The organism is Flavobacterium bomense (assembly GCF_003970355.1).
In genome coordinates, this window is sequence record NZ_RYDJ01000001.1 from 525,704 (window position 1) to 543,682 (window position 17,979).

The 17,979-nt window shown below is 36.7% G+C and carries 13 protein-coding genes; 8 read left to right on the top strand and 5 right to left on the bottom strand.

The window, feature by feature from the left end:
• Positions 1-20: 20 nt before the first annotated feature.
• Genes EKL98_RS02285 through EKL98_RS02295 form a run of 3 tightly spaced genes read left to right on the top strand, consistent with a single transcriptional unit; the run spans position 21 to position 4,746 of the window.
• Positions 21-2,858 (top strand): carboxypeptidase-like regulatory domain-containing protein, encoded by a 2,838-nt coding sequence (locus EKL98_RS02285; protein ID WP_126561435.1) that lies wholly within the window; start codon positions 21-23, stop codon positions 2,856-2,858.
• 10 nt (positions 2,859-2,868) lie between these two features.
• Positions 2,869-4,224, top strand: coding sequence for a DUF5689 domain-containing protein (locus EKL98_RS02290; protein ID WP_126561436.1), 1,356 nt, complete (start codon positions 2,869-2,871; stop codon positions 4,222-4,224).
• 60 nt (positions 4,225-4,284) lie between these two features.
• Positions 4,285-4,746: an FKBP-type peptidyl-prolyl cis-trans isomerase gene (locus tag EKL98_RS02295; RefSeq protein ID WP_126561437.1), complete on the top strand. Its 462-nt coding sequence runs from the start codon at positions 4,285-4,287 to the stop codon at positions 4,744-4,746.
• A gap of 327 nt (positions 4,747-5,073) precedes the next feature.
• Here the strand turns inward: EKL98_RS02295 and EKL98_RS02300 are convergent, their stop codons facing one another.
• Positions 5,074-7,254 (bottom strand): glycoside hydrolase family 97 protein, encoded by a 2,181-nt coding sequence (locus EKL98_RS02300; protein WP_126561438.1) that lies wholly within the window; start codon positions 7,252-7,254, stop codon positions 5,074-5,076.
• A gap of 713 nt (positions 7,255-7,967) precedes the next feature.
• Between EKL98_RS02300 and hflX the strand changes: the two genes are divergently transcribed.
• The gene (gene hflX, locus EKL98_RS02305) at positions 7,968-9,218 is read left to right on the top strand and encodes a GTPase HflX (RefSeq protein WP_126456307.1); all 1,251 of its coding nucleotides are present in this window, start codon (positions 7,968-7,970) and stop codon (positions 9,216-9,218) included.
• Between the two features lie 225 nt (positions 9,219-9,443).
• Here hflX and truB read toward each other — a convergent pair whose 3' ends face one another.
• From truB to EKL98_RS02325, 4 genes are all read right to left on the bottom strand, one after another.
• Positions 9,444-10,145 (bottom strand): tRNA pseudouridine(55) synthase TruB, encoded by a 702-nt coding sequence (gene truB / locus EKL98_RS02310; RefSeq protein WP_126561439.1) that lies wholly within the window; start codon positions 10,143-10,145, stop codon positions 9,444-9,446.
• 6 nt (positions 10,146-10,151) lie between these two features.
• Positions 10,152-10,961, bottom strand: a complete 810-nt coding sequence (locus EKL98_RS02315; protein ID WP_126561440.1) for an undecaprenyl-diphosphate phosphatase — start codon at positions 10,959-10,961, stop codon at positions 10,152-10,154.
• Between the two features lie 72 nt (positions 10,962-11,033).
• Complete coding sequence (locus EKL98_RS02320; RefSeq protein WP_126457612.1) at positions 11,034-11,273, bottom strand: DUF3098 domain-containing protein; 240 nt, start codon at positions 11,271-11,273, stop codon at positions 11,034-11,036.
• Positions 11,274-11,332: 59 nt separating this feature from the next.
• Positions 11,333-12,208 carry a cell division protein FtsX gene (locus EKL98_RS02325; protein ID WP_126561441.1) on the bottom strand — a complete coding sequence of 292 codons (876 nt, stop codon included), beginning with the start codon at positions 12,206-12,208 and terminating at the stop codon, positions 11,333-11,335.
• Positions 12,209-12,481: 273 nt separating this feature from the next.
• Between EKL98_RS02325 and EKL98_RS02330 the strand changes: the two genes are divergently transcribed.
• The 4 genes from EKL98_RS02330 (at position 12,482) to EKL98_RS02345 (ending at position 17,914) form a co-directional block, all read left to right on the top strand.
• Complete coding sequence (locus tag EKL98_RS02330) at positions 12,482-15,829, top strand: leucine--tRNA ligase (protein WP_126561442.1); 3,348 nt, start codon at positions 12,482-12,484, stop codon at positions 15,827-15,829.
• Positions 15,830-16,006: 177 nt separating this feature from the next.
• Positions 16,007-16,855, top strand: coding sequence for an alpha/beta fold hydrolase (locus tag EKL98_RS02335; RefSeq protein WP_126561443.1), 849 nt, complete (start codon positions 16,007-16,009; stop codon positions 16,853-16,855).
• A 2-nt stretch (positions 16,856-16,857) separates the two neighbouring features.
• Positions 16,858-17,328 (top strand): RNA polymerase sigma factor, encoded by a 471-nt coding sequence (locus EKL98_RS02340; protein ID WP_126457608.1) that lies wholly within the window; start codon positions 16,858-16,860, stop codon positions 17,326-17,328.
• Positions 17,318-17,914, top strand: coding sequence for a hypothetical protein (locus tag EKL98_RS02345; RefSeq protein ID WP_126457607.1), 597 nt, complete (start codon positions 17,318-17,320; stop codon positions 17,912-17,914). The genes EKL98_RS02340 and EKL98_RS02345 overlap by 11 nt, the downstream gene beginning before the upstream one ends.
• The last annotated feature ends 65 nt before the right edge of the window (positions 17,915-17,979 follow it).

The window sequence follows — 17,979 nt, forward strand, 5'->3', positions numbered from 1 at the left end:
AACCCTCATCGTTTGAATATATGAATAATTTTTACATAGCTTTCTTTTTCATGGTTCAACTGGGATGCATTACGGCACAAAATAACACAGGCTTTTTTGGAAAAATCATCGATTCAAAAACGCAAATTTCGTTAGGTTTTGTGGTAGTCAGTGTTCAAAATACGACTTTAATGCAACTCACTAAAACGGATGGTAATTTCAGTTTTGATACCGTTCCCACAGGAAATATTTTGCTTCTGGTACACAGTCAGGGTTTCAAAGATGGCTTGTATCCCGTTGAAATTACCGAAGGACAAATGCTGGATTTGGGAACCATATCTTTAGAACAAGACCAATCCATAGAGCAGCAAAACAGTATCATCACACTTATTGAAAGTGATTTTGGCGAAGACAACAGCAGTTCCGAAAGTACTTCCGGACTCTTGCAATCCTCCCGAGATGCTTTTTTGCAAGCTGCCGCTTTCAACTGGGGACAAGCTCGTTTTAGAGTTCGGGGATTAGACAGCGAACATTCCACAATGATGATCAATGGCGTTTCCATGAATAAAATTTATGACGGCAGACCGCAATGGGGTGCATGGGGCGGATTGAATGACGCGCTACGTAATCAGGAATTTACCTTGGGAACTGCCCCTTCGGATTATACGTTTGGGGGTATTTTAGGGACACAGGAAATCAATACGCGAGCCTCTATTTACAGACCAGGTTCTCGAATTTCATTTTCTGGGACCAATACCAATTACAGTTGGCGCACCATGGCTACGCATGCTTCCGGAATGAATTCCCGTGGCTGGGCTTTTGTAGTTTCGGCAGGAAAGCGCTGGGCGCAAGAAGGGTATTTTGAAGGCAGCAGTTATGATGCGAATTCCTTTTTTATAAGTCTCGAAAAAAAAGTAGGCGAGAAGCATTCGTTGAATCTCACGGCACTGTACACTCCGAATTCCAGAGCCAAAAATTCCCCTAATACAGCTGAAGTTACCCAATTGACAAACGTAAAATACAATTCGTATTGGGGTTTTCAAGAGAATGAAAAAAGAAACGCCCGCATCAAAACCATTGAAGAACCCATGATAATGCTGAATCATTATTTTAAAATCAATGATAAAACCAATTTGAATTCGAGTGTGACGTATCAATTTGGAACAATTGCCAACAGCAACATCGATTATCAAAATGCGAATAGTCCTGATCCAACGTATTATCGAAATATGCCCAGTTATTACAGCTCTCTTTATGCGCCTGATAATGGAGAATTCTCGGGTGCATTTACTCCGGATTATGAAAATGCAGAAAAAAGTAAAGCGGAATTTTTAGCCAATTCGCAAATTGATTGGACCGCATTGTACCGAGCCAATCAAAATCCGGTTTTGGATGCTAATGAAACAATTACGGGCTACGAACCCACAAAAAGCAAGTATGTTTTGTATGAAGATCAAGTAGAAGATCAGACAGCGGTGGCCACAACAAATTTGAGTGCGCAACTGTCGGAAAATATTTTTTTGAATGCAGGAGCATCTTTCAAAAAACTAAAATCGCATAATTCACAAAAATTGTTGGACTTGCTTGGCGGTTCCTATTTTGAAGATATCGATGCTTTTTATAGTGGAAATCAATCCCAGTCTGATTTGAATAGTCCCGACCGTCAAGTAGTTGTTGGGGATACGTACGGATACAACTATAATTATTTTGCCAATACTGTAGAAGCGTTTACCCAATTCAAATTCACCTACAACAAAGCGGATTTTTATCTGGCCCAGCATTTTTCTACTGCCAATTATCAAAGGGAAGGTCTGTACAAAAACGGAATTTATGAAACCAATTCCTTCGGGAAAAACGAAAAAACAGCATTTGAAAACTTTGGCTTCAAAGCCGGATTCAATTTCAAAATCTCCGGCAAACAGCTGGTGACTTTTAATGCGGCACATTTAACCAAAGCACCATCTTTGAAAAATACGTTTGCGAATTCCCGATTGAATAATGCGATTGTAGACGGTATTGAAAGTGAGAACATCAGCAGTTTGGACGCCAGTTACATCTATCGTTCCCCAAAACTCAAAGCCAGACTAACTGCGTATTATTCCTTAATTAAAAATGCTACTCAAATTTCCTTTTTTTATGCCGAAGGAATTTTTGATGATGGCTCCGGTTATTTAAATACCGATGCTTTTGTGAGTCAGACATTAACACAATTGAATAAGAAAAATGTAGGGGCCGAATTCAGTTTGGAATACCAATTAAGCCAAACATTTAAAACCACTTTTTCGGCCGCTTTCGGGGAATATATGTATGACAGTAATCCAAGAGTGACTTTGACAAACGATGCTGAAGCAACTCCAGAAAATACCAGTCCGGTTTTTGATTTTGGAACGGCTTCCCTAAAAAATTATAAGCAAGCGGGAATGCCACAACGCGCGTATTCCGTGGGAATTGAATATCGAGATCCAAAATATTGGTGGATTAGCGCCAATGTAAATTACCTCACCAACAGTTATATTGATATTTCTCCTATTTCCAGAACCGAAATATTTTATAAAAATCCCGCAAGCGGTTTCAATTTTCCAGAGGCAACGGAGGAACGGGCTACAGTACTCATAAAACAAGAAAAATTTGATCCAACGATGTTGCTCAACCTTGTGGGTGGAAAATCATGGAGAATTTACGGAAAGAATGTTGGGATTTTTGCCAGCATCAATAATGTACTCGATGTTACCTATAAAACGGGTGGTTATGAACAAGCCCGAAACGCAAATTTCAGACAAATTAATCAAGATGTTTCCAGTGGCACGCCTTCTTTTGGGCCAAAATATTTTTACGGATACGGAAGAACGTATTTTGTCAATCTTTATATCAATTTATAAATTAAAGCACATGAAATCAATATTTTGCAAACCGGTTCTATTTTTACTGTTGACAATCACTTTCAGCAGTTGCGTAACGGATGAGGTTGTGGCTCCAAAACTCATTTGCACCCAGCCGGATTTAGTTGTAAATAAAACAGTTAACGAAGTTCATGCTGTTGCGAATGCCATTGTAACACAGTACAAATACGAGGATGTCATCGAGGCGTATGTGGTTTCCAGCGATGAATCGGGAAATTTTTTCAAGTCGATTTCCTTTCAGACTTTGGCAACAGCCACAACGCCAGCCATAGGATTTAGCGTTCCTGTGGATGCTACCAACTTGTATATTGACTATAGATTGGGCAATAAAGTATATATAAAATTGAAAGATCAATATACGGATATTTCATTTGGCGGGATGCGTATCGGAAGTATTTTTGTGAATTCCTATAATGAAGGTGGCGTGGGGCGACTTTCACAAAATGAGTATAAAAAAGTGTTGAATGCGTCGTGTAGGAATGTAAAGGAGGAGGTTTTGGTTCGGTCGTTAACCATGGCGGAACTGCTGAATGATTCTAATTTGAATACGTTGGTCGAATTGTCTGATGTTCAGTTTTCAGCTTTGGCCATAGGGCGTCATTATTTTGAGGAAACCAATAATGTGGGCGGTGCGACAAATTGGGGATTAGTAGATAAATTAGGCAATCAAGTCTATTTTAGAACGAGTAGTTTTTCTGATTTTTCGACTAAAGTTGTTCCCGAAGGAAGCGGAAAAGTAAGGGGAATTTTGACAAAATACGGAACGGATTACCAATTATTGCCGCGTTCCGAAAAAGATGTGGTGATGACCGGAAGCAGAGCTGTTCCTTTTTTCTCCCAAGATTTTGAAAAAGTTGTCGATAAGTCGAATTTGAGTCTTCCCGGCTGGGCAAATATGGTTCAAAAAGGAACACTTTTCTGGAAAGGCACCGTTTATTCCGGTAACGGGTATGCCGAGTTTGCCATTAGCGGAACTAAAGTTGTTTCGAATGTGGCTTGGTTGATCTCGCCAAAAATTGACATGGATGTTCATACGAAAGAAGTCCTTACTTTTAGAAGCGCTCAGCATCATTTAGACGTTGATTCCCAGTTAAATTCCTTGGAAGTGTATGCTTCCAGTAATTTTGACGGATTGAATTTTGCAACTGCCACTTGGATTCCCTTAATGGTTAATTTGCCCAAACAAGCCACGCCTTGGTATCAATTTGTAGGAAGTGGCGCAGTAGATTTATCTGCATTCCAAGGTAAAATCAGCATTGCTTTTAAATATACAGGCTCCGGAAAAAACCTGGCTTTGGATGGCGCTTTTCAAGTAGATGACGTCCAGATTTTTGGTGATAAATAATTTTTATAAAAGGCTTTGCTTGAATTACTATATTTGCAACTTTAACATTTAAATTAAATTATGAAATCTACTTTATTAGCCCTAATTTCTTTATTATTTGTTTCTTGTTTATCGGATAACGAAGCATCTAAACCTGTTGATTACACGGTTCAAAACGAAAAAGAAATCGTGGATTACATTGCGAAAAATAAATTGACTGCCACAAAAACCGATTCAGGATTGTATTATGTGGTTAATGAAGCGGGAACTGGCGCTCAACCAACAGCTTCATCTAATGTAACAGTAGCCTACAAAGGATATTTTACTAATGGAAATGTTTTTGATCAAAGTGATGCTTCAGGCATTTCATTTGGTTTGAACCAAGTGATAAAAGGATGGACAGAAGGTATTCCCTTTTTTAAAGAAGGAGGAAACGGAGTTCTTTTAATTCCTTCTCATCTGGGTTATGGAAGCAACGGTAGTGGACCTATTCCAGCAGGATCTGTTCTTGTTTTCAATGTTAAACTGATCAAAGTAAATTAGTTAAAGAGAAAGATAAAACTAAAAAAGGCTGTCTAGATTTTCTAGGCAGCCTTTTCTGTTTTATGAATTTATGTGGTAGAATGAATTACAATACACGGATTATTATTATGAACTCGTTGGGTGTAATTAAAGAAAATTTCAATTAATCTTTAATAAAAAATTTGAACCACATAGAGACATAGAAAAAAAGAGTAAGATAGCCTAATTCTTGGGTTCACATAGCTATGGTTTTCTAGGAAAAAGTGGAACGCATTACGGAATTTTAAAATCTATATTTCTATGTGGTTAAAAAATTAAACAAATTGAATTACACCCAACGGCTTATTATTATTTAATTTCAACGATGCTTATCGCATAACCTCCACCGGGCGCACTGAGTTGTGCCAGTTTTGATTTGTTAGTCACCGTCATTTTACGAATCGTATAGGCTTGTGGATTGGTTTTATAATGTGCCTCTTTTGCATCAGCATAAATAGTGGCAACATATTTTTTTCCTTTTTCCAAAAAATCAAATTTGATGGTTGATGTACGAGAAGTATCGCCATTTACATTACCAATAAACCAATTGTTCGTCACTTTTGCTTTACGCGCAACAGTAACATATTGACCAGGTTCTGCTTCAAGGTATTTGCTGTCAGACCAATCTACGGCTACATCTTTGATGAACTGAAAAGCATCAGGAAAGCGATCGTAATTTTCCGGTGTATCGGCTGCCATTTGCAACGGGCTGTACATCGTTACGTACAATGCCAATTGATTTGCAATCGTACTGTTGACATGGGAATTATTATCTGGATTCAATTTGCTTAAATCCATTTCAAAAATCCCAGGAGTATAATCCATCGGTCCGCCTACTAAACGGGTAAAAGGCAACACTGTCACGTGATTGGGTTTAGAACCACCAAAAGCTTGGTATTCTGTTCCTCTTGCTGCTTCGTTACCAATTAAATTGGGATAGGTTCTTGAAATTCCCGTTGGACGAACCGCTTCGTGAGCATTCAACATAATTTTATATTCGGCTGCTTTTTCCAAAGCATATTGAAAGTGATTGACAATCCATTGGCTGTAGTGGTTTTCGCCTCTTGGCATAATATCACCTACATAACCACTTTTTACAGCATCGTATCCATTGTCTTTCATAAACTGATACGCTTTATCCATGTGGCGCTCATAGTTACGCACAGATCCTGAAGTTTCATGGTGCATCATCATTTTAATACCTTTTGATTTGGCATATTCATGCAATCCTTTGACGTCAAAATCCGGATACGCAGTCAGAAAATCAAAAACATAATCTTTGGAATGACCAAACCAGTCTTCCCAACCTTCATTCCAGCCTTCTACTAAAACGGCATCAAAACCGTGTTTAGCTGCAAAATCAATGTATTTTTTTACATTAGTGTTGTTGGCACCGTGTTTTCCATTTGGTTTCGCTTTTGAAAAATCAGAAACGCCAAGTTGTACCGTTGGAAATTCATCCGTATACGCCCAAGAACTTTTTCCGGTGATCATTTCCCACCAAACACCTACATATTTAACGGGTTTTATCCATGATGTATCTTCAATTTTGTTTGGGTCATTCAAGTTCAATGTCATTTTTGAAGCCAGAATTTCTCTTGCGTCATCACTAACAATTATTGTACGCCAAGGCGAATGATTTGGGGCCTGCATGTATCCTTTGTCTCCTTTGGCATCTGGTGTTAACCAAGATTCGAATACCATATTTTTATCATCTAGATTCAAATGCATGCACGAATAATTGATTAATGCTGCTTCATGTAGATTGATATACAATCCATCTGCTGTTTTTAGCATTAGCGAAGTCTGTACTCCTGTTGTAGAAAAAGACTTTTGAGAAACATTTGCGGTAGTTGCTTTTTCTGATAAGCCTCGGATTTCCGATAATTTTGATGTGGTGTAATCGTATTCTTGAGTGTCATAATCACCCGGAATCCAAAATGCAGTATGATCTCCTGTCATGGCAAACTGAGTTCTTTCTTCTTTAATTACAAAATAAGTAAGGTTTTTTTGCGAAGGAAATTCATAACGAAATCCTAAACCATCGTCAAACAAACGGAAACGAATCACAATCTTTCTGTCTGTTTCTTTTTGATTTAAGGTTACTGCCAATTCGTTATAATGATTGCGAATGGAAGCTACTTCTCCCCAAACGGGTTTCCAGTTTTCATCAAAAGTAGCTGTTTGGGTATCTGTTATCGTGAAATTATTTAATAACGAATTTTTATCAAAAAGCAATTTTTTTTCAGCGGGATTAGTACTATATGTCAAATCAAACAACATTGTTTTTTTGTCGCTTTTTAGTTCGAGACCCAGTTTACTAGGTTTTATAACGACGTTATTTTTGTAGCTCAAAGTGTAACTTGGAGTGCCGTCACTTAACAATGAAAAATCCATTGTGAATTTTTGGTTGGGTGATTTTAATTGTTGTGCCGCAACGTTACTCAAGAACGTTAAAGTGAATAGTAGTGAAAAAAGATAATGCTTCATTTTTATTGAATATAAATTACTAATTGATTTTTGGTTTTATAATTCGGCTTGATTTTTACGAGATCGTTTTATTTAAAACAGTAACAAAATTGTAGTTATCGCTGCAATTTCTTAAAAAGTAAAAGTAAACTCTTTATTGTTTATTTCACACTCTTTCCAGTGGAATAAAATTTGGAATGATGTACTGTTTTGTTCAATTTAATTGATAGTAAGTCAAAATTAGCGCCTAAACTGTTTTCAAATGATGCACTTTATTAAAATAGAACTAACATTTAATGTGTGCGAGGCAAGAATAAAATTTTTTAAAATAACTGTAAATTTGGCAAATTTTTTTAGCCACGAATTATCCTAATTTTCACTGATTTTTTTGAAATCAAATGGTGATTTGTGGCAAAATTTTTCTTTAGAAATAATCATTACGACCCGCTGATAAAAAAGATTTGGCAGATACTCACAGATTATTTATCGCTAAGAGAAAAAATCCGTTTAATCTGTGCTAATCTGTGGCGAAATTTTTCTCGTTCTGGAGTTAAATAGCAGTTTCATCTGGAGAAATACACGGCTGAATTTATTTTATTCGCAGGAAAACATTTCAGCAGTATAATTTTCGGATCGACCAAAAAACTATCATTATTTACAGCTTCTAATTTTTTATAAACCCAGAACTCAATAAGTCCCTGACAAATCATTAAATTTGTAACTTATTCAAAAATATGTTAGAAAAAGAAGTAATAAATTTCGAAAAGACGGCTATAGTTGGTATTGTAACTCAAAACCAAAGTGAAGAGAAGCTGCGCGAATATCTTGACGAATTAGAGTTTTTGACTTTTACCGCAGGAGGGCAAGTGGTGAAACGTTTTTCGCAAAAAATGGAACGTCCTAATCCCAAGACTTTTGTTGGTACCGGAAAAATTGAAGAGATTCATCTTTTTGTAAAAGAAAATGATATCTCGACTTTGGTATTTGATGATGAATTATCACCTTCACAACAAAAAAATATATCTAAAATCATAACGGAATGTAAAATTCTGGACAGAACGCACCTTATCTTGGATATTTTTGCGCAACGTGCTGAAACTTCGTACGCCAGAACGCAAGTAGAATTAGCGCAATGTCAATACTTATTACCAAGGCTTTCCGGAATGTGGACGCACCTTGAACGCCAAAAAGGGGGAATTGGAATGCGTGGTCCCGGGGAAACGGAGATTGAAACCGACAGACGTATTGTTCGTGACCGAATCGCCTTATTGAAAGAAAAAATAAAAACCATCGACAAGCAAATGGGTGTGCAGCGCGGCAATCGTGGCGCTATGGTTCGTGTGGCTTTGGTGGGATATACTAATGTGGGGAAATCAACCTTGATGAATGCCGTTGGTAAAAGTGATGTTTTTGTAGAGAATAAACTTTTTGCTACGCTGGACACCACCGTCCGAAAAGTAGTTATTAAAAACCTGCCTTTCTTGCTTTCGGATACGGTAGGATTTATCAGAAAATTGCCAACACAATTAGTCGATTCTTTCAAAAGCACGCTGGATGAGGTTCGCGAAGCGGATTTGTTATTGCACGTAGTTGATATTTCGCATCCTGAATTTGAAGATCATATTGCATCCGTAAACCAAACTTTATTGGATATTAAGGCAAATGACAAACCGGTAATTATGGTTTTCAATAAAATTGATGCTTACCAGCATTTGACTATTGACGAAGATGATTTAATGACCGAAAAAACGCCAAGACATTATACGCTGGAAGAATGGAAATCGACTTGGATGAGCAGAGTAGGCGAGCAAAATGCATTGTTTATTTCGGCTACTAACAAGGAAAATTTTGAGGAATTCAGAGAACGTGTTTATGAAGCCGTACGTCACATTCACATTACCCGTTTTCCGTACAATAAGTTTTTATATCCGGATTATAAAGACGCGGTGGAGAAAGAAGACAAAGACGCGGAAGAAATGGAATAATTTTCTCCAAAACATAAAATAAACCAATCCCTTTTGAAGTTTTAAGAGGGGTTTTTTTGGGCATGCCCAGCTGTATCAGGTTGTACGCTGCACAACAAGTTCTCATAAAACGTGGTTGAACGAAGTAATTAAAAAAAGATATAATTAGGGATGAATTAATTTGGAAATTATTCTCGTTTTAAAAAAGCAACTAAGAATGTTGTTAGGGTTGAAAGTCTCAAAACACTAATTATTGGAGTCTAAACTATTTTCAAAAACAGTAACAGCTACACCATTCTTTACATCATAATCGCCAATTTTGGTTCGGCGTAAAGCCGTTAAGTGCGAACCAGAACCCATGGTTTTTCCAAAATCAAATGCCAAGGAACGAATGTAAGTTCCTTTGCTGCAAACTACTCTAAAGTCTATTTCAGGAAGTGCAATTCTGGTAATTTCAAATTCGTGAATCGTTGTTTTTCTGGTGGCAATTTCAACAGTTTCTCCTGCTCTGGCATGTTCATACAAGCGCACGCCATCTTTTTTTATAGCCGAATAAATAGGGGGTTTTTGATCTATTTCGCCTAGAAACTGTTTTAGGGTATCATGGATTAAAGCATCATCAATATGATCTGTCGGGAAAGTTTGATCGATCTCCGTTTCTAAATCATACGAAGGCGTAGTCGCTCCAATGTAAAAAGTTCCGGTATATTCTTTGGCTTGACCCTGAAGTTCAGTGATTTTTTTAGTGAATTTTCCGGTACAAACTAACAGTAATCCGGTTGCCAAAGGGTCTAACGTTCCAGCATGACCTATCTTGAATTTTTTTGGCAGATTCAGTTTAGTGATTAATGCCCATTTCAATTTATTCACCGCCTGAAAAGAAGTCCAGTTCAAGGGCTTGTCAATCAGTAAAATTTGTCCGTTTTGGTAATCTTCGGCTGTCTTCAAAAGGAATTATTTAGAATATGAAAAGTAGATCAATAAAAAGATACCTACAATTATTCGGTACCAGCCCCATGGTTTGAAACCATATTTTTTGATAATTTCAATAAAAAATTTAATTGCTATAATGGCAACGATAAAAGCCACGACATTACCAATCAGGAATAATTGGATGTTTTCGTTAGACTTTAAAATCAATTCATAGCCTTTCATTTGTGAAGTTTCGTAGGTTTTCAAGAACACAGAATAGCATGTTACAGCCATCATTGTTGGCACGGCCAAAAAGAAAGAGAATTCTGCCGCAGCATGCCGCGTTAATCCTTGTTGCATTCCCCCAATTATCGAGGCAGCGGAACGACTTGTCCCCGGCATCATGGCTAAACATTGCCAGAAACCAATAATTACAGCTTTTTTTACAGTAATATCTTCTTCTTGAATGATAGTGGGGCTTTGAAAACGACTGTCAATAAAAAGCAGAATTACACCTCCTATAATTAACACCACCGCTATAGGGATAGGATCACCCAAAATAGCTTCAATTTTATCGTCAAATAATTTTCCTAAAACCAAAGCAGGAATTACGGCACAAATGAGTTTAATGTAAAAATTGAATTTGGAGAAATCGAAGAATTTTTTCCAGTACAATACCACGACAGCTAAAATAGCTCCAAACTGAATAGAAACCTGAAAAAGCTTCACAAAATCATCTTCTTGAATTCCAAAATAGGAACTTAGGAAAACCATGTGTGCTGTGGATGAAACGGGCAAATATTCTGTTAATCCTTCGATTATGGCAATTAAAAAAGCTTGTAATGTATTCATTATAGCGTGATCAGTGTTCTGTTTTTAGTAGTCTGTTAATCAGTATTGTAACTTATAATGCGTCAATGTTTGTTATTTTTTTGGGTTTTTAAGAATGGCATATACAGTAATGCCAAAACCAATTAAAACAGTTGTTGGCGCAAGTCGAATTCTTCTAAAATTGAAGATGTCTTCGCTAAATACATTTGGATCATCACTTCCTCCGCCGGCCATTAGAATAAATCCCAAGGCAATTACACCAATCCCGATTAAGAGAATTTTATAATTTATTTTGTCAAAAAGAAATTCTGGTTTGTGGTTGTTGTTTTCCATAAAATCATTGCGAGGAGTTGCGCGGCACGAAGCAAAGCAATCTTATCCTCATTGTTTAATTAATAAAGGTCGTCTGTTCTTAAATTCAAGAACCGTTGTGTTGCAAAATGCGTGCTTAACCAGGTAATTAAAATACCAATTCCTAGAACACTCAATAAAACAAGTCCAATTAATGCTTTGTCTTCTAATATGCCAAGATTTGGAAAACTGGTTTCTATATAAATCAGTACACCAGTCAAGGCTATTATGGCTAAAAATGCTCCAATCATGCCCAGTTTTATACTTCGGATTACAAAAGGTTTTCTGATAAATGATTTGGTAGCACCTACCATTTGCATGGTCTTAATGATGAATCTGTTAGAATGTATGGACAAACGCAACGAACTATTGATCAGTAATACGGCAATAAAAGATAAAAAACCGCTGATTATCAAAATCCACATGCTTACTTTTTTGATGTTGTCGTTCACCAGATTTACTAATTGTTTGTCATACACAATATCGGAAATCATAGCGTTTTTGCGTAAGCTAGCTTCGATTTTTGTTATGCTGTCCTTTACTACATAATCTCCTTTCAGGTGAATGTCATACGAATTTTGCAACGGGTTTTCTCCCAGAAATACCAGGAAATCCTCCCCTATAATATCGGTATGTTGTTTTGCAGCAGCTTCTTTGGTTACATAATCGTATGATTTTACAAAGTGACTTGCTTTTAATTCAGTTCCAAAAGCTTTTAATATCGTGTCATTGGCTTCGTTTTTGAAAAAAATGGTCATGGCAATATTTTCTTTGAAATCGTTCGCTAATTTTTTAGAATTTATAATGAAAAGACCCAATATTCCAAGTAGAAACAAGACCAAGAATACACTTAGCACTACTGAGAAATAAGAGGAAATTAAACGGCGTTTTTGAAAATTATCAAAGGAAGAACTCATAGTTTACTGAAATTATTGGGTAAAAATAACAAAGAATTTCTTTATTTAAAGTTAATAACGCTCAAAGTTTCAACTTTCGTACAATAAACGTAAATTTGCCACCTAAAAATAGTCATCGTAATAAAAGGTAGAACCTCAGTTGCTCATTTGTTCAGAACCTTATAAAAAGGACTTGAGTGCGCGACAGCATGACTCCATTAAAAAACAATAAAAAAGAGGAATGACTTGAGTGCGCGACAGCATGACTCCATTAAAAAACAATAAAAAAGAGGAATGAAATACAATCCGAACGAAATAGAGACCAAATGGCAGCAATATTGGTTAGAAAACGAAACATTTAAAGCTGAAAATAACGCAACAAAACCTAAATATTACGTACTGGATATGTTTCCGTATCCATCTGGAGCGGGATTGCATGTTGGGCATCCGCTGGGATACATTGCCTCAGATGTGTATTCTAGATACAAAAGACACCAAGGTTTTAATGTGTTGCACCCTATGGGCTATGACAGTTTTGGTTTGCCTGCTGAGCAATATGCCATACAGACTGGTCAACGTCCTGAGGATACTACTTCGGTAAATATTGACGGCGGAACGGATAAAGAAGGAAATAAAATTGCAGGATACAGAAAGCAATTGGACAAAATTGGATTCTCTTTCGACTGGAGTCGAGAAGTGCGTACTTCAAATCCCGATTATTACAAACACACACAATGGATTTTCATTCAATTATTCAATTCATGGTACAATAAAAACAGCGACAAAGCCGAAGATATTTCGACTTTGGTTTCGATTTTCCAAAAAGAAGGAAATGCAAATGTCAATGCGGTTTGCGATGAAAATAGTGAAGTTTTTTTAGCAAATGAATGGAACGCTTTCGCAAAAGAGCAACAGGAGCGAATTTTATTGCAATACAGATTGACCTATTTGGCCGAGACTGAAGTAAACTGGTGTCCGGGATTGGGAACGGTTTTAGCAAATGACGAAATCGTAAATGGTGTTTCAGAGCGTGGCGGTTTTACAGTGGTGCGCAAGAAAATGACACAATGGAGCATGCGAATTTCGGCTTATGCAGAACGTTTACTGCAAGGCTTAAACGATATTGACTGGAGCGAAAGCATTAAGGAAAGTCAGAGAAACTGGATTGGGAAAAGTGTTGGGGCGATGGTAACCTTTAATCTCCTCCCCCCAGCCGCCTCCAAAAGAGGGGGAGCCGAGCCTGGGTACATGACAGGGGATTCTCAGAATGCTAAACATTTATTGGTTAATGCCAAGGAAATGCGAAAAGAACCAACATTTGCTGAAGCGTTATTGTGGGATGCTGTTCGGAATAAAAAATTAGACAGTAAGTTTAGAAGACAACATTTAATTGGTAATTACATTGCTGATTTTGTTTGTTTGGAAAGTAGATTGGTTGTTGAAGTTGATGGAGAATATCATAATACTCCTGAACAAATAGAACTTGATGAAGAAAGGACTTTTGAATTAGAACAAAAACACAGATTCAAAGTTATTCGATTTTCAAATGATGAGGTAAAAAAAGATATTGAAGCAGTTTTGTCTAAAATTCAAACTGAATTAAATAATAGAAAACGAGAAGATATTACGAATTCAGCTTCGGCTCCCTCCCCTTCGGGGAGGGTTGGGGTGGGGATTTTCACCACTCGGCCCGACACCATCTTTGGAGTTACATTCATGACATTGGCTCCAGAGCATCCTTTGGTTCAAGAAATAACAACTGAGGAACAAAAAGCGGCAGTCAATGCGTATGTAGAAAAAACGTCAAAACGTTCCGAAAGAGAACGTATGGCCGATGTTAAAACCATTTCTGGAGTATTTACTGGTGCTTACGTAGAGCATCCTTTTACGAAAGAACCAATTCCGGTTTGGATTGGGGATTATGTTTTGGCAGGTTACGGGACAGGCGCGGTTATGGCGGTTCCTTGTGGCGACGAAAGAGATTATGCTTTTACGAATTTCTTCAAAGGGCAACAAGGCATGCAAGAAATCAAAAATATTTTTGCCAATGTAGATATTTCTGAAGCTGCATACGTTTCGAAAGACAATGTGATTATCGCCAATTCTGATTTCCTAAACGGATTAACGTACAAAGAAGCGACTAAAAAAGCGATAGAAGAATTAGAAAAACTAAACCAAGGAAAAGGAAAAATCAATTACCGTTTGCGTGATGCTGTTTTCTCGCGCCAGCGCTATTGGGGAGAGCCGTTTCCGGTATATTATGTGAATGGCTTGCCGCAAATGATTGCAGCAAAACATTTACCAATCATCTTGCCGGAAGTAGAGAAATACTTACCAACCGAAGACGGGCAACCGCCTTTAGGTAACGCTTTGGTTTGGGCTTGGGACAGTGTAAATAATAAAGTGGTTTCGAATGAGCTTCTCTCCCCTCCTTCGGAGGGGTTGGGGGAGGAAACTATATTCCCATTAGAATTGAACACGATGCCAGGTTGGGCGGGAAGTTCATGGTATTGGATGCGTTATATGGATGCGCAGAACGAAAGCGAATTTGCAAGTAAAGACGCATTGGCATATTGGGAAAGCGTAGATTTATATATTGGCGGAAGCGAACATGCCACCGGACATTTATTGTATTCTCGTTTTTGGAACAAATTCCTAAAAGATAAAGGTTTTGCTCCAACCGAAGAGCCATTCAAAAAACTGATCAATCAGGGAATGATTTTGGGAATGAGTGCATTTGTTTATAGACTAGACGGAACAAATACGTATGTTTCTAAAAATAAAATCGGTGGACAAAACGTGCAGCCAATTCATGTTGACGTTTCAATGGTTAATTCTTCTGATGAATTAGATATTGAAAGATTCAAAGCTTGGAGAGAAGATTATGCAGATGCGGAATTTATTTTAGATGAAAACGGAAAATACATTGTAGGTCGCGAAATCGAAAAAATGTCGAAATCCAAATACAATGTAGTAACGCCAGACGATATTTGTAACGAATATGGAGCTGATACATTGCGTTTGTATGAAATGTTCTTAGGACCATTGGAACAAGCAAAACCTTGGAATACAGCAGGAATATCAGGAGTTTTTGGTTTCTTGAAAAAATTATGGCGTTTGTATCATACTGGACCAGACGACTCTTTCTACGTTTCTGACTCCCCTTCTTCGGAGGGGTTGGGGGAGAATCTAAAATCATTGCACAAAACTATCAAGAAAGTAGCAGAAGATATCGAAGGTTTTTCATTTAATACTTCGGTTTCACAATTTATGATTTGTGTGAATGAATTGTCAACGCAGAATTGTCATTCTCGTGCAATCTTGGAGCCTTTAGCGATTGTGATTTCGCCGTATGCACCACACATCGCCGAAGAATTATGGTCGTTGCTAGGAAATAAAGGTTCGATTGCAACAGTTGCTTTTCCTGTTTTTGAAGCGAAATATTTAGTAGAAAGTGAAAAGGAATATCCAGTTTCTTTCAATGGAAAAATGCGTTTCACGATGGTTTTACCTTTGGATTTAACCAAGGAGCAAATCGAGGAAATCGTGATGAAAGATGACAGAACCATCAAACAATTAGAAGGAAGAACGCCAAATAAGGTGATAATTGTTCCGGGAAAAATTATTAATTTAGTAGGGTAATAATCTGTCCACAGTATATAATCAATCCTAATCCTAAATTTTAGAATTAGGATTTTTTTTGTTTTGCAAACAGCTAATAAACAGAAAATTAAAAATTACTTTTAACTTTTGTAACATTTTAATAGATCCTGTATCTAAAAAGCAAATTGGATCATTTAACAACTTAAATCTATTAAAATGAAAAAGTATCTCTTCTTGGTTATCGCTCTATTATTTACAGCATTGTGTTTAAATGTATTTGGGCAAACTAAATCGTATCCGTTTGAAATTGCCAAAACAGGAAAGGGAAAACAATCCATAATATTTCTGCCTGGATTTGCCAGTTCTGGAGATGTCTGGAATGAAACAAAATCTAATTTTGAAAAAGAGTTTACTTGTTACACTTTTACAATGGCTGGTTTTGCGGGGGGTAAACCACAACCAAATGCTACATTTGAAAATTGGGAAACAGAAATTGTGAACTACATAAAAGCGAACAAAATCGAAAAACCAATTCTAGTTGGTCACAGTATGGGTGGAGGACTTGCGTTGGCTATTGCTTCGGATTATCCGGAATTAATAAACAAAATTGCAGTTGTTGATGCGCTTCCTTGTTTGGCAGCTTTGAGAGATCCTTCTTTTAAATCACAAGTAAATAATGATTGCACGTCAATGCTCAATCAAATAACGGCTATGTCTGAAGATGAATTTTATCAAATGCAAAAAAGAAATATAGCAATGCTTTTAGCAGATGCTACAAAACAAGATGAAGCAATTAGGTGGAGCATGAAATCAGACAGAAAAACTTTTGGAGAAATGTATTGTGATTTTTCCAATACCGATTTGAGAGAAAAAATTGGGAATATAAAATGCCCTTCATTAATATTATTAGAATTTGGTTTTTCAAATTATAAAAGGCCTATAGAGGCACAATATAAAAACTTAGAAACTGCGAGTTTTCAATATTCAAACAAAGGGTTACACTTTATTATGTATGATGATAAAGAATGGTACTTAGCACAACTAAATAACTTTATAAAATCATAATAATGGAGTTTGAACAGTTATACAAATCCTATTGGCAGAAGGTTTTTCGCCTGTGCATGGGTTATGTAAATGATTATGACATAGCACAGGACATTGCGCAGGAAACATTTATAATCGTTTGGCAAAAACTCCACACATTTAGAAATGAAGCCAGTATTGGAACTTGGATTTTCCGTATTGCATCTAATAATTGCTTGAGACAAATTGATAAAGAAAAACGATTTCCCAAGTCAGAACTTCCAATACATATTACAGAAGAAAAGCACTATTCGCCAGAACCTCAGATTCAATTTTTGTACAAATGCATTGCCGAATTGCCAGAAATTGATCGTATCATTATTTCACTAGAACTGGAAGAAGTAAAACAAGCAGAAATTGCCAATATTGTTGGGCTATCAGAGGCTAATACAAGAGTAAAAATTCATAGGATAAAAGAAAAATTAACTCAAAAGTTTAAAGAAAATGGACAATAATATAGACTTTAAAGATTTGTGGAGACAACAGGCTGTAAGTCCGCCAAATATAGAAGAATTGCTTTCTAAACTGAAACATTTCAAGAGAGTGAGTCTGCGAAAATTAGTTATAACAAATGTGCTGCTTATCGCAACAAGTGTATTTATTATTTTTATCTGGTATCATTATCAGCCTGAATTTATTTCAACCAAAATCGGAATCATTTTAGCCGTTTTTGCTATGATGCTTTATTTATTCGTCTACAATAAATTAGTTTCATTTTATAAAACTATTGATGGCACCCAAAGTAATAGTGAATACCTGCAAAAATTAATTTCGATTAAAACAAAACAGCATTTTTTGCAATCTACCATGTTGAGTTTGTATTTTATACTGCTTGGATCCGGGTTATGTTTGTATATGTATGAATACACATCCCGTATGACAATATTTTGGGGAATTTTCACTTATGTAGTAATGTTGGGGTGGATTGGGTTTACTTGGTTTTATTTAAGACCAAAAGAAATCAAAAAAGAGCAGGCTAGAGTCAACGGTTTGATCGTTAAATTTGAAGCTGTGAATAAGCAGTTGAGTGTTAATGAATAATGTTGTTGCTATTTTCTTGTGCCATTTTGACATTGTAAAAAAATGGTTCAAAATTTGATGTTTTA

Bases quoted from the DNA above. Each gene is read 5' to 3' on its own strand.
- EKL98_RS02300 (WP_126561438.1), bottom strand. From the start codon at position 7,254: ATGAAGCATTATCTTTTTTCACTACTATTCACTTTAACGTTCTTGAGT.
- EKL98_RS02330 (WP_126561442.1), top strand. From the start codon at position 12,482: ATGAAATACAATCCGAACGAAATAGAGACCAAATGGCAGCAATATTGG.
- EKL98_RS02290 (WP_126561436.1), top strand. From the start codon at position 2,869: ATGAAATCAATATTTTGCAAACCGGTTCTATTTTTACTGTTGACAATC.
- EKL98_RS02320 (WP_126457612.1), bottom strand. From the start codon at position 11,273: ATGGAAAACAACAACCACAAACCAGAATTTCTTTTTGACAAAATAAAT.
- EKL98_RS02335 (WP_126561443.1), top strand. From the start codon at position 16,007: ATGAAAAAGTATCTCTTCTTGGTTATCGCTCTATTATTTACAGCATTG.
- EKL98_RS02325 (WP_126561441.1), bottom strand. From the start codon at position 12,208: ATGAGTTCTTCCTTTGATAATTTTCAAAAACGCCGTTTAATTTCCTCT.
- EKL98_RS02315 (WP_126561440.1), bottom strand. From the start codon at position 10,961: ATGAATACATTACAAGCTTTTTTAATTGCCATAATCGAAGGATTAACA.
- EKL98_RS02345 (WP_126457607.1), top strand. From the start codon at position 17,318: ATGGACAATAATATAGACTTTAAAGATTTGTGGAGACAACAGGCTGTA.
- EKL98_RS02295 (WP_126561437.1), top strand. From the start codon at position 4,285: ATGAAATCTACTTTATTAGCCCTAATTTCTTTATTATTTGTTTCTTGT.
- EKL98_RS02285 (WP_126561435.1), top strand. From the start codon at position 21: ATGAATAATTTTTACATAGCTTTCTTTTTCATGGTTCAACTGGGATGC.
- EKL98_RS02340 (WP_126457608.1), top strand. From the start codon at position 16,858: ATGGAGTTTGAACAGTTATACAAATCCTATTGGCAGAAGGTTTTTCGC.
- hflX (WP_126456307.1), top strand. From the start codon at position 7,968: ATGTTAGAAAAAGAAGTAATAAATTTCGAAAAGACGGCTATAGTTGGT.